Genomic DNA, 12,596 nt, shown 5'->3' on the forward strand with positions numbered 1-12,596 from the left:
CCGCTTTCTTTGTTTTCACATATGGAAAAACTAATCACAATACCGAATAAGTAACAAGTGTACAATGTTTTTTATCTCCGGCATGTAATGTACATGCTTTTCTGTCCTAATAGATAGACATGAAAGTATGTACACCGTCAATTAAACACTGTGTTTGTAACCACTATTTTGTACATACTCTTATGTCCTTGTACAGATGAATTGTACAAGGATAAGAAACTGTTAAGACAAGAAAGTCTAAACTAACTCTCTTATTTATTTCATGGCACGTAGATTAGCGATAAATATACCCCATGCAAGCGGACCAGTTGGCCAAGTTTAGATTTTCTTGTCCATGGTTTCAGCAGTATATACTTTCATGTCCTATTGTAGAGACAAGAAAGTATATACTTAAAAATCAATGCCTTTATTTTTGGGAATACCATAATAACAGTTTAGACTATCAAGTCATTGTACAAGAATGTGCATGGACAAAATACACTTTACTTCATTTCCTTAATTTGAGGAGAATATACTAAAAATTTATATGTTCAATAATAAATCCATTAAAATATATTTATTCATATGTCTCTTTTCAATTAAATAGATATGATCTTAGGCATAAAATGTTCGTATTGTATTAAATCTAACGTATCTAAATTTGAATTTTGAAAAAAGACTTCTAATGCTTTGAAAGCGAAAGACTTTACCTCGTCTTGTAATAAAGAACGTTCATAATAGATATTAAAAAGATGTAAATTACGAAGATCCTTTGCTTCCATTATTGTCTGAGCTTCCTCTAAAATTTGGTCTACGATTTTAGGATCCTTAGTAATGGCACTTTTTAAATACATTGCACGTAATAAAAGTGTGATATGTCTAAAATCGGTATAGTTGTGTCGTTCTTCGAAATTAATTAGTAAATCTAAATATGTAGCAACTTTTGTATAATTTTCTGCCTGTAAATTGGTTGAAATAATAGAGTGCATTGTGATAATTAATAATTCGATTTGTATTTTATCTTCATATCTTGTTCTAATTAAATCATTTTCAATAAAACGAACCGTGTTTTTCTCCATTCGAACCGTGTATTGCGTTGGTGAGAATGGTGCAAAATAAAGAGTCGCCATTATGGAACGTATTATCATCTCTGTGTCTTTTGATTCTACAAAAGCACCTTTTGAAAGTTTCAACAATTCAATCCCCTCTTTATAATTCTCTGAAAACAAGTGCAAAAGGGCTTCTAGGTATTGCAATCTAGGATTTTTTCGTTTAACAAACAATAAATAAACGGAAGCCTTATCGTATTGTCTTTGATACATACAAAGGATTGATAGGTTGTAATAGACTACCCATGAAACTTCTATTTTATTAGTATCTAGTTCGTCAATAGCTTTTTTGAAATGTTCGTTGGCCATTTGATATTGTTTGTTTTTTTCGTAGAGTTCCCCTAATTTATGTTGCGCTTTTGCTCGCAAAATAATATCACCATTAGAGGAAGGAGTATAGTTAAGCATTTGGTAAAAAATTGAACTGGCGTTAAAATCATTCCCTGTTATTAAGAAAGCCTGACCTTCAATATATTTCAAATTTAATTGTAAAGTTGGGTGCTCGTCGATTTCCTTTTGAAAGTCTTTCTTTATACCCTCTATTTGTGAAAGGGCGTCAAGTCCCATATTAAATGACAAGCAGACTTGAATTTCCTCCATTTGTTGTAAGATCTTATTGTGTTCTATCACATTGTTATTTATAAGTAGCGTATATGGCAACTCTAACTTCTTGGCAATTAGAATTAAATCTTTTTTTTGGATAGCTGTAATTCCATTCTCGATATTTGACATTTTACCTATTGAACAAATCCCTTTAGCCAATTCTCCTAATGTCATTTTTTTCTTTTTACGGAAATTTCGTATATTATTCCCGACCACAATGCGGTCGAAGGTGTTCGCCATATTAAGATATCCCCCATCCAAGCGTTAGTCATTCCATTGTATCAAGTTTTAGAAGAAATCTAAACGAAAAAAAACCTTCCTGTGTAGGAAGGCGTTGGTATTTCTATGTAAATCAAGTATTGAGAATTAAATAAATCAACTTTTTTATTTTAATTAATTGGTTTTTGTAGATAGCGGGAGCCGCCGACTTCGATATGAGAGAATAGTTTTGTAACATCATCATTAGATAATCCTACTTGTGACCTTCCTTCCTCTTTCGCAAATACTTGGATTCGATTTCCGATTTCATTGTAATCAGAATCAACTTGAATAGAGGCGATACGTTTAAGTGGAATGGAAGCAGAAGTAATTGCACTTTTTGTCAGTATAACGCGTGCTAAGTTAATTGCAGCCTCTTCCTTTGTCATTTGCAGCCACCTGGTATTTTGTACTTGTTCATGGAAATTAAGTTCGTCTATAATTTGCTTTGCGCGTGGGTAGTTTTCAAATATCATTTCGTTTCCTCCCTTACAAGGTTTCTTTCCTCTTATGGTACGTCAATGTTGCATTTGACGCAAAATAAGTCAAAGGGTGCGTGATATTCAATCCCTTCGTTAGGAGCTGTTTACTCGACCATTCTTCGCCACCGCTAATATATCCGGAATAGTATGGTTGAAATTAATTGTGTGTTATATGGGATGTCCCATTATTTCCGATTACAGGTTCGTTTAGCTTGATTAGAGAGTAGCTGTGTACTCGATACAGGTACGGCAAGTTGATTGAGTACAAATCCCCCTCCAGTTGTTATTCAACACCGTAAACGACATTTAGGGGCTCTTTTCGAATCAGGTGGACTATAAATTTATAAGTTTACAAGTTGAGCGTAAAGAACTTTCCCTTTAAGGAAGGAAAAAATGCCTTAAGACAGGTGTCTAAAGGCATTTTTAGGACTTTGATGAATTCTATGGCAGCCATTGTTAAATGATATGACTGAAATTTTGGTATTTCTTTTTACAGTAACATCTCAGCCTCGTCGATTATATGAGAAACGATAGAAGTGCAATGCTGAAAATGATGAATAAAAAGAAGGTTCCGGCCGCTAGAAAAAAGCCGATGTGCTTAATTATTTGCGCCCAGGTAACACTTGTTTCATCTTCATTTTTTGAGAACTCCACACTCTTTCTGTTTTGTCCATATCGAAAACGCTCGATTGATGTGGACCTCATTTTGTACTCCATAATTGAATTCTCCGTTAGCATACGCATAGGTATACCCTCCTAAAAAAAGTTTTGATAGGCACAAAAAAATACACTTATCTATAAATGATTGAAAATTACTCCACTTTTAAAAAAAGTGCATCAATCGCTTATAGTTAAGCGTATAACTGGCATGAAATAAAACGTCTCTCCCGCGTGGGTGAGATTATGATAGAAAGTAAATAGTATGCCATTATTATAGCATGATGGGACTCTAATGCAATTGGATATAGGTGAAAAGAAGAACTGACGATGCCAGCTCTTCACTTAATTTTTTATCAGATTTAAACATCCGGGTAATCACATGAACGTAGAAAAGCGATACAAATTGCCATTTCACGTGAAGCGGATGTTGCAGTAAACTTCTTCCCACGATAAATATACGTACATGTGTATGAACCTCTTGCCTTGTTTTTTTTACAAGAACCATCATGTTCAGGAAGCAAGCTTATTAGACGTTTTGCATCCTTTTCACTTTTTGTGTATTTCGCAGGTCTTTTCAAACCATGCGCTTTTTTAATTCCTGTTAGGCGGTAGCGATGTATATACCAATCATGAATTACGCCATCCAATTCTCTTGAAGGGAGATAACCTCCGATGGCCTGGTGACTACTGAAGTTGTCCTGCATCTTCAAAATTGCCAAAGTTAGAGCCATCGAAAGCGAGAAAATTGATACGGAAAACGCAAAAACACCTTCAGAGGAAATTTTTTCACTTCCTCCAAATAGCAATCTGGTCGCATCGATTAATAATAAAGCTCCAGCTATTTGAAAAAAAGTAATAGCTCTTGTTAAAAATTTTTGTTTCACAATAAATTCCTCCTTAAAAAGTTTGATTATATTGTAAATTCAAGGTACAAAAAAGCACTCTATCTATAATGTTAATTCGTCAGTAAAAAGACAAATGAACACTGAAAATAAAGTGCTTTCATAAATTCTTCTCTCCCGCGTGGGTGAAATTAAAAATAGTGTAAGTTAAATATGTAATTATCATATCACACTAGTAGAAATTTACGAAAAAAAGAAGCGGAATGTACCGCCCCTAATTCTATTTCTTATTTAAAACAATATCGGTTTTTAATTTTCTCCATATTATAGGTGGTGCTACGAACAAATATCTGCTGGCAGCAAATCTCCTTAAAAAAGTTTTATAGCCATTTAAGAATCATTGTATCTAAAGCTATGAATTTATCAACAGAACCACGCTTCATGGCAACGTCTAAGTCAGCAATCGTTTGTAATCGTTCCTGGATTTCAGTTAGTGAATAACTTTCAGCTTGTTCTTCAGCTATACGAAGTGCATATGGATGCATCTTAATAACACTTGAGGGATTCTGACCAATTTCTTGGACAGCCTTCACTTGATGAATAATCCGGAATTGACGCGCAATCAACAGGAGGATTTTGATAGGATCTTCTCCGAGTCGATACAAATCTTCTAAAATCTTTAGAGTGGAAGGTTCTTTTCTAACGATGCGAACAATTAGTTTAAATACATCGCTTTCTAAAGTTCGAGAGAGAATCCCTATTAACATGTCTTCCTCAATTTTTATATCATCTGTATAGCGCATCGACACCTTTTGAATTTCGCTATTTAGCAAAAAGAGGTCGGTTCCGAGCTGTTGGGTCATTAAGTCAGCTGCTTGATTTGAGACTGTCTTACCTTCTTCTTTGAAGCGTTCTTTAATCCAACCTTGCACGTAGTGCATTGGTTTAGCTTCAAAAACCTTGGCGACCTTCATTACCTCTTTGACGACTTTTTTCCGTTTGTCGAGTTTTTCGTTTTGAACCATCAATATTAATATAGTTTGTGGGTTAGGATTGCTTATATACTGAAGCAAACTATTCAAATCATGATCTATCTTTTTTCGAGGCACTTCGCCAGTAAGGAAATAGCAATCTTGTAGAATCAAAGTTTTAACATCTCCGAACAAATCAAGTGTCCGGGCATCTTCCATAGCTGTTTGAAGCGTCGTTTCACGCATATCAAGTTTGGATATGCTAAAAGGATCAACGTTTTTAATAAGTTCTTGTCTCTTCTCGTGGAGTAGAAAAGCTTCTGCTCCGTACAATAGATGTATCATTTATATTCCTCCAATTCTTCATAACATTTCACTGAAAATAGTACAGCTATTCGGTTATGTGTTTGAACGTTGAACAAGTCAGAGTATGACTTGAGTGTTTGCATAGCATATGAGAAATCCTTTTATCCTGAACTCAGAACTGGCGACCAGCCTTTAGGGTGAACTGCAACGACTCCTAATATGTGCTCACGTAGATTTAAAAGGACGTTCACTGCCTCTTAAGTGAAGAATGCCCATAATCGCAAAATACTCATGACTGCGAAAACGATTCCCAAAACCTTTAGGACAACGTTATGGACGAACTTGACTACTATCCAAAAGATGAACGCAACAATTACGAAAACGAACCAACCGTAGTTATTAATAAGGAATGAAAACATCGATATTACCTCCTTCCATTGATATCAGCGCAAAAAAAGCACTTTTTTCAATGAATGAACAGAAAAATCCTGTTACATTCACTCAAAAAAGTGCTTACACATAAACTGCATGTTAAATGAACTGTCTTCCTCCCGCGTGGGTGGAATTTAATAAAGAATAAGTTGAATTGGTTATATTGTACAGAAAATAATTGAATATCGCAAGAATTCATTTCAAATTCGGATTCCTTTATTACTGGAATCAACTCCTTCTTTATTAGGTGAGTTTAGATAAGCATTCGTGACAAAAGTAGATTTCTTCACAATTACTACACTCATTTAAGAGACAATAGCTTTACCTTCTTTAAATTATTAGTTTTGTGGGTACGCCTTAGGGTCGAAATGCGTATTAACCTACAACTTCCTTATTTGCTTTTGGTAGTAATACTGCACTTCTTTTTGATGCACCAATGGAAGTGTTCGATAATGGCTAATAATAAAGTCAATTCAGCCATCAACTGAATATCAGACGAACATTCATCTTGTCTATTCTCATGATGTTTATTTTTATATAAAATAGAATAGTATTGAGCCTTCCTGTAGCCGATATATTTATTAAAATTATCCAATATGTTCATCCTTTTCTGTGTCACTTTATGCGTAGACTTTGTATGGATAAAAATCTTTCAAACCCTCACGACTCCTCAAAATATATTTCTTTAAAGATGGCACGAACGACCTGACCAAGTATTTCATCATTATTAATTTCCTTTACCAATACACCTATGTGCTCCGTTATCATCGAATCAAGAGCATTTATTCTGTCCATACCCCTCGGTTTAGGATTCTCCCTATCCCAAACAGCTAAATCTCTTCTAACGCCTTTCAGAACAGTCTGGGTGTCTTTTTCAACCTCGGCTCTTTTCACCCCGTTAGGACTCACAAAAAACGTGCTGCCATTCCATACAATATCTAGAACTTTAACTTTCATGATTTCTCCATTTTCTTTCTCTAGAAAAGCAGAATAATTACCAGCTCCACTAACAAGCTCAACTACCTTAGTTTTTTCTCTTTTATATATTACAAAATCATTAATTCCAACGTATTTCATTTTAGAAACACTCTCCTAAAGATTTAATTATATCGCCATTTGTACCCTTAGCGTAGCCACTGAAACGCACCTTTTGTTAGAGTATAAAAAAATATAGCTATACCGATACCCCATAGTCATCCAAAAATAATTTGGCTTTCAAAAGTTCTTGTTCTAATACTTCGTACTAAGAATACCAAGTGTTAAGGAAATTACCAAACATCATTATTATGGAACTTATCATTCCGATAACAAAAATTATCGTAAATACAACAAAAAAATTCTATTATCGAATCTTCTTTTTCTTTAAGCCACTTAAAACATTTCTTCACGCACACTCTCCTTGCTGCACTTACACAGTATTTCATTTATATACCCCTTTCATTTTGCGACACATAATGATCGTACTGCGCGTTACCACATAGCTTGCTCCAAAATAAAATGGTATACTTCCTAATGGAATCAGAACCTTCAAAAAGGTCTTGAATATTCTCAATGAAAAGGACGTGATACAAATGTCTACGGAAGCAGAACGACTTTCAAAAGCATTAAAATCCATCGCACGAAACGAAGATATCAAGGCATACATAAAAAACTCCAAGGAACTGTATCCTCTCTTTATGAAAGCCGCAACACGATTTGTCTCAGGCCAAACACGAACGGATGGACTGGCACGTATTTCCACGCTTGCCAAAATGGGTTATCAAGTATCCATCGAGTACATCGGTGAAAACACACGCTCGGAAAATGAATGTATCTTGGCAAAAAATGAATTTCTCGAACTGATTAACGAAATTGGCGCTAAAGAAATGAAATCAACCGTTTCTTTCGATCTATCACATTTAGGTATGTCAATCTCAGATGAACTTGCAACTAAACACTTAGAAGAAATCGCACAACAAGCACAACAATACGATATCCAGCTCATGATTAGCATGGAGGAATCAGAAAAGACCGATCAGATTCTTAACATATATAAAACATTGTCGCCGATGTATGCTAATCTCGGCATAACATTACAAGTACACTTACTACGTTCTCAATCTGACCTACATGAATTACTTAAATTCCAAGGTAAAATCCGCTTAGTAAAAGGGGCTTATCAAGAAAAGGAAGGTACATATATACCACGATCTGTAGAACTAGATAAGCGTTACGTTGATTTTGTTATGGCTTGTGTAGTGAGCAGTCATCCTCTGTCGATAGCTACACATGATGAAAAATTAGTAACAGTACTCAAAGAAAAAGGGCTGCTTGCTAATCCGAATACTGAAATAGAAATGCTAGATGGCGTTCGTCCAGATTTACTTAAATCATTGAGAGATGAGAATCTACAGACAAAGGTGTACGTCACATATGGAACGGAATGGTACTTGTATCTTGCACATCGCATTGCAGAGCATCCACCAAATCTGTATACGTTTGTGTCTGATATGATTGAGTCAAAAAGCTTACAGACCTCCCTTTATGAATAAAAAGGAGTATGGATATTTTAAAGGCAGAATGTTTTTCTCTGCCTTTTTTGTTTCGCAGTTTGTGTCAAATACGTATTAACGTTATCTAAAATCATTAATGCTTTGGGTAGCGACGGTAACAGTATTCGATTTTCTAACTCTGCGAGATACACAAGATAATTCCTTCACATAATCATTTAATTTTTGACCAGGTGAAAAGTAATAACGCAATGGTTTACCCTCTTTTAGATCCTTATATTTTTTTCGAAAGGCAAAACGTTCTCGGAAATCCTTATATCCCTTGAATGCTGCTTCACTTTCTTCATTCGTCATCGTCAACAAATTGGCTTCATCTGCAATAATAGGTAAATACTTATTTTGTTTCTTTTTTTTGTCGTTTATTCATTTACTATACATCCTTTCTTATGGAATATAATGGTCGTACTTTGTATTAAGCTAACCGCTTAGCAATCTCGTAAATCACAATTATATGAATGTTTTTGTGTTTTTAATAAAAGAAAACGAAATATTTGTCACCCCACTAAATCGTTCACTAACCATTGTATTAGTGGAGTAAGTACGTTGAAATTTAAAATAAAAATAGGTATGAGCATTATGAATGAGGCATTCATAATTTTGATGGCTGCATTTCTATTCATTTTTTTAGAAGATATATCAAGATATTCTGCTACAAACAGACCAAAAAAAGAAAAAAGTAAACCACAACCAAATATCAAATCTGTAATTAAGGGTATTCTTCCTCCTGGAATTAGAGTATTCACCCAAATAAACAGTGAAATAGAGACGAATACAAATCCTATTCTTCTTATTACCTTAGTGGTATCATACTTCACTTTCATTATGTTCTTCCTTTCTTATTACGCGAGATGTTTGTAATGTACTTTAACTTTTACAGTAATCATGCAACCTCTTTCGTGTGTTACATCTGCTTTTCGAGCGTATTTTCCATCATTCAATTGTAATTAAATTGCCGTTAAAACTAAATTTGCTATCCTCTTTAATTAGGCTGAATAAATGACCATCAATTCCATTTAACTCCTGTAGAACACCGATAATACTACCATGAGAAGTAAGGAGGTTGTTATAGTGTTTTCCATCTACAAATACGAAAAATTTACCAGTAGGTAGGACATACTCAACTAAGATCGCTCTACCCTCCTTAAATTTCACTACACTTTTTTTTGTGTAAATAAAGACACGAATATTCTCTTCATTCTTTAACTTGTATGATTTGTAGGTTTGAAACCATCTACTATTACTAATAAATCTCAACATTTCCAACCCCGTCCTTATATAGTCTTGGTCCTATAGCAGTTTCTGTAGTGTATTAGCATTTACAGGTATCAATTAACTCTTTACTACGCTCTGTACAACAGCAGCTTATGAACGTACAGTGAACTAGTTCTGTTTCTTATTGCATCTTGTCTATATCTTGATTGAGTCTAATCTTTTTACTCAATTTGACTTTTCCTTAATGAAGAGTTTGCAGCTACTACTTTTTTTCTTTTACCTTTCTTCTCAGCCGCTCTTTTTGAACTGCTTCTTCGAATGAAAACCCTTTTTTTTCAAGACGACTTACTGTTGAAAGGATGACATCATTTGCACGACAGGCAGAAGACCTACTAGGAAATGTACTTCCATTCACCACGACTTCTTCACCCATTCTATTTCTTGGCACATTTCCATTGTGTTTAACTGAAATACTAATTGCTACTTTCCTTGATATTCCGCGATTATCAATTAAGGATTGGACCTTTTGAGGATCTAATTCAAATTTAACGCAAAGTTCCGAAAGGTTTAGATACTCAATCCCCTCATTAATAACGGCATGTTTCTTGATTCCTTGTTCCACTTTTTCTTCAAGTAATCTTTCTTTCGAAATACCAGTTTTTTTGATTTTTCATATAAATAACTAGCATCTACCTTGAAATGATCGCATGCAACCTTAAAGCTTTTAAATTGTATATCTTTAATTATAAGCAAAACTACACCTTCTTTATGGTTGTTTTCTCTTCAATTTTGACTTCTTCCAGCCTATACATAATGCTGATATGAAGTAGGCAATGAATCCAACTCCTTATATATTCTTGTTCTTCGTCAATAAAACAACGAATTATATACCCCTGAATAATTGTGAGACCCATTCAATTATAATTTTGGCATTAAATAATAGAAATGCCGAAATTATTAATAAGGACCCAAAATAGACATTCGTATCGTCTTGTTCATTCCTTTCACGTTTAAAATAGACACTTTTCAAAGTTTTATAAATAGCTATTAATCCCCCTATAGATAAAACAGAAACTATTATTATTCGAATCATAAATACTCCACCATCCATTGTTACCTATAACCTGTTTACTATTGAATAATTCGTACTGTGAATTATTCGAGAATATCTTTCCGAAAGGTGTCTATAGCGACTTAAATACAAAAGTATTCTATCGTTTGCAAATCGAGCGACTCGTGTTCCAGTGCTAACTCTCTTTTGGCCATTTCAGTAGCATCGACATTAATGTGCAATCGAATTCGTGGTTCAAGTGTTGCCCATTCTTTTTTCGCAAACGATTTCTGTTCATGGGTTCCGTGAACAAGCATGCCGTTTAATAGGATCGCCTTTTCTAACATAACAGCAGCGTCAAATGAGTTAATTCCGGTGATAGTTGGTTCCATAAGACTCCAACTCCTTTCGTTATCTTTACCATAAAACAGAACCAGATATGGTGCAAATTATCTCAGGTCTGGGACCCGCCGGGTTTATTTAGAAATGCCAGGATGTAATGCAAATAGCTTCGAATATGCGTGATACGTTCGGTTAGTGATTGACTAACGACACGATAGAACGCCGCCCCCTCTTCGGTACTGTGTAAGTATCGAACGGTACGGCGCTCATCTGGCCAGTATCCAACTAATAAATTCTGTTCTTCCATATCACGTGCAACTTGATATAAGTACCCATTTGAAGGAGCCCATCCAAATAATGCATTAAGTTGATCCTCAACTTGCGCCATGTAAAAAGAGGACCGTGTCAGACTGATATGAAGGGCCATGTATCTGACCACATCCTTAACGGATAATAGTTTGGCAAGATAGGACCGGAAATCATCATGAAGCAAGGCAACCTCGCCTGAAGGTTGTACCCCATTTTTAGTGAGGTGGTAATAGAAACGATCAATGACTGCAGTAATTTCCGAAAATCGCTGAAAATATGTCTTTTGATATTCTTGCAGCCGCTTTTTGCCAAGCTCAGTGATGTGATAATATTTTTTGCGTGACTTAGTAAAGGAAGTGAGGGAACCCTCTTTTTCGAGTCGGGCACCAATACGGGCTACATATTCGTAGCCAACACGTCGCCCAGGGAATTGAACAAGAAAGTTGTCATAGAGTTCTCGTGGGTAAGTTTCCTGTTCTGAAGTTGAATGAAGCCAAAAGAGGGCCAGCGTATCCTGAACACTAAAACCAACGGTTTGTTGAAACGACGGTACCATCATAAAAAAACACACCCTTTTTCCAATTACTATACACCTCGTTAGTCTATACTTGCAATGCATTTGTCCGTTGCCGAATCTCCTTTTCGCCCTTCTTTCTTGTCCATTCTTAAAGACTGTTTTTTTATTCGAAATTACTTAATCCCCTCGAAGTGATCTTATAGATTCGAATTTATTTATTCGTTCGGGTGGGGGTGGGGCGTCGAAGCAGATAGGCGGTATGCGTTGGAGAACCTTTCGGTTCAGAATTGACATGGAGCGACCAGGGGGAAGTACAGTGGTTTAAGGATAGTCAAGATCAAGACGAGGATGCGTGAATCCATCTCTTCAGTGGAATATCATTGAACGGTACGGAATATCAAGGTAGTGGCATATGACTCTTTACAATATAGTCTAACGAGGTCTGCTATATTTACCATTTGAGCTTGATTAGTTTCCTACATCTCGGCTATTAAAAAAAATTTAAAATTTTTTTATTTAGTATTTCAATACTTGATTTTTGAGAAACATTTAACATATTAGACACTCCTCTTTAATTTGTGGTACGTGTAACCCAAGGCTATTTAGTGCATAATTATTCATTAACCAACTCCAGATACCGGTTTCATCATTTATCACAATAGATAGATCCTTCCCCGGTATATTGGTATCATTTTTTCTAATGTATTCGCTCATAGACATATATTTTTGTTTGGATATGTGCTGTATTGACTCCACAAGTTACTTGGCAAGTCAGCTGAAGTGCGTCTGTATCCACTGATCAGGTTCCATACGCCGTCCCCTGGTTACGAGACTCACCTAATACAAGGAATGACGGTATAAGGCGCTCTGTAATCGTTTCGGGAACAGAGACAGGTAATTTGATTAATCCACTTTTAATTGACAACTTTGCTCGTTTACTTCAATGATTATTAATTCCTTAGGTTGAGCATCCA

The 12,596-nt window shown here is 35.3% G+C and carries 14 protein-coding genes; 1 reads left to right on the forward strand and 13 read right to left on the reverse strand.

The window, feature by feature from the left end; translation table 11 throughout:
* Positions 1-578: 578 nt before the first annotated feature.
* From I2484_RS09795 to I2484_RS09825, 7 genes are all read right to left on the reverse strand, one after another.
* Positions 579-1,931: a helix-turn-helix transcriptional regulator gene (locus I2484_RS09795; RefSeq protein WP_207150848.1), complete on the reverse strand. Its 1,353-nt coding sequence runs from the start codon at positions 1,929-1,931 to the stop codon at positions 579-581.
* A gap of 149 nt (positions 1,932-2,080) precedes the next feature.
* A complete protein-coding gene (locus tag I2484_RS09800) occupies positions 2,081-2,425 on the reverse strand; it encodes a hypothetical protein (protein WP_207150849.1) in 345 nt (114 codons plus the stop codon).
* A 522-nt stretch (positions 2,426-2,947) separates the two neighbouring features.
* Positions 2,948-3,175: a hypothetical protein gene (locus I2484_RS09805; protein ID WP_207150850.1), complete on the reverse strand. Its 228-nt coding sequence runs from the start codon at positions 3,173-3,175 to the stop codon at positions 2,948-2,950.
* Between the two features lie 275 nt (positions 3,176-3,450).
* Positions 3,451-3,975 (reverse strand): hypothetical protein, encoded by a 525-nt coding sequence (locus I2484_RS09810; protein ID WP_207150851.1) that lies wholly within the window; start codon positions 3,973-3,975, stop codon positions 3,451-3,453.
* Between the two features lie 338 nt (positions 3,976-4,313).
* A complete protein-coding gene (holA, locus tag I2484_RS09815) occupies positions 4,314-5,249 on the reverse strand; it encodes a DNA polymerase III subunit delta (RefSeq protein WP_207150852.1) in 936 nt (311 codons plus the stop codon).
* A gap of 218 nt (positions 5,250-5,467) precedes the next feature.
* Entirely contained in the window at positions 5,468-5,629 is a 162-nt protein-coding gene (locus I2484_RS09820) for a hypothetical protein (protein ID WP_207150853.1), read from the reverse strand.
* A gap of 673 nt (positions 5,630-6,302) precedes the next feature.
* Positions 6,303-6,719 (reverse strand): hypothetical protein, encoded by a 417-nt coding sequence (locus tag I2484_RS09825; protein WP_207150854.1) that lies wholly within the window; start codon positions 6,717-6,719, stop codon positions 6,303-6,305.
* 494 nt (positions 6,720-7,213) lie between these two features.
* Between I2484_RS09825 and I2484_RS09830 the strand changes: the two genes are divergently transcribed.
* A complete protein-coding gene (locus I2484_RS09830) occupies positions 7,214-8,173 on the forward strand; it encodes a proline dehydrogenase family protein (RefSeq protein WP_207150855.1) in 960 nt (319 codons plus the stop codon).
* A gap of 81 nt (positions 8,174-8,254) precedes the next feature.
* Here the strand turns inward: I2484_RS09830 and I2484_RS09835 are convergent, their stop codons facing one another.
* The 6 genes from I2484_RS09835 to I2484_RS09860 all read right to left on the reverse strand — a co-directional run bounded on the left by I2484_RS09835 (position 8,255) and on the right by I2484_RS09860 (position 11,664).
* Positions 8,255-8,491 (reverse strand): hypothetical protein, encoded by a 237-nt coding sequence (locus I2484_RS09835; protein WP_207150856.1) that lies wholly within the window; start codon positions 8,489-8,491, stop codon positions 8,255-8,257.
* Between the two features lie 194 nt (positions 8,492-8,685).
* Positions 8,686-9,012, reverse strand: coding sequence for a hypothetical protein (locus I2484_RS09840; protein WP_207150857.1), 327 nt, complete (start codon positions 9,010-9,012; stop codon positions 8,686-8,688).
* Positions 9,013-9,121: 109 nt separating this feature from the next.
* The gene (locus tag I2484_RS09845) at positions 9,122-9,448 is read right to left on the reverse strand and encodes a hypothetical protein (RefSeq protein ID WP_207150858.1); all 327 of its coding nucleotides are present in this window, start codon (positions 9,446-9,448) and stop codon (positions 9,122-9,124) included.
* 217 nt (positions 9,449-9,665) lie between these two features.
* Complete coding sequence (locus tag I2484_RS09850) at positions 9,666-10,025, reverse strand: UBA domain-containing protein (protein ID WP_207150859.1); 360 nt, start codon at positions 10,023-10,025, stop codon at positions 9,666-9,668.
* 572 nt (positions 10,026-10,597) lie between these two features.
* A complete protein-coding gene (locus I2484_RS09855) occupies positions 10,598-10,846 on the reverse strand; it encodes a hypothetical protein (protein WP_207150860.1) in 249 nt (82 codons plus the stop codon).
* 62 nt (positions 10,847-10,908) lie between these two features.
* Positions 10,909-11,664, reverse strand: coding sequence for a helix-turn-helix transcriptional regulator (locus I2484_RS09860; RefSeq protein WP_207150861.1), 756 nt, complete (start codon positions 11,662-11,664; stop codon positions 10,909-10,911).
* Between the last annotated feature and the right edge of the window lie 932 nt (positions 11,665-12,596).

It is taken from the genome of Sporosarcina sp. E16_8 (assembly GCF_017347095.1).
Classification (GTDB): Bacteria; Bacillota; Bacilli; order Bacillales_A; family Planococcaceae; genus Sporosarcina.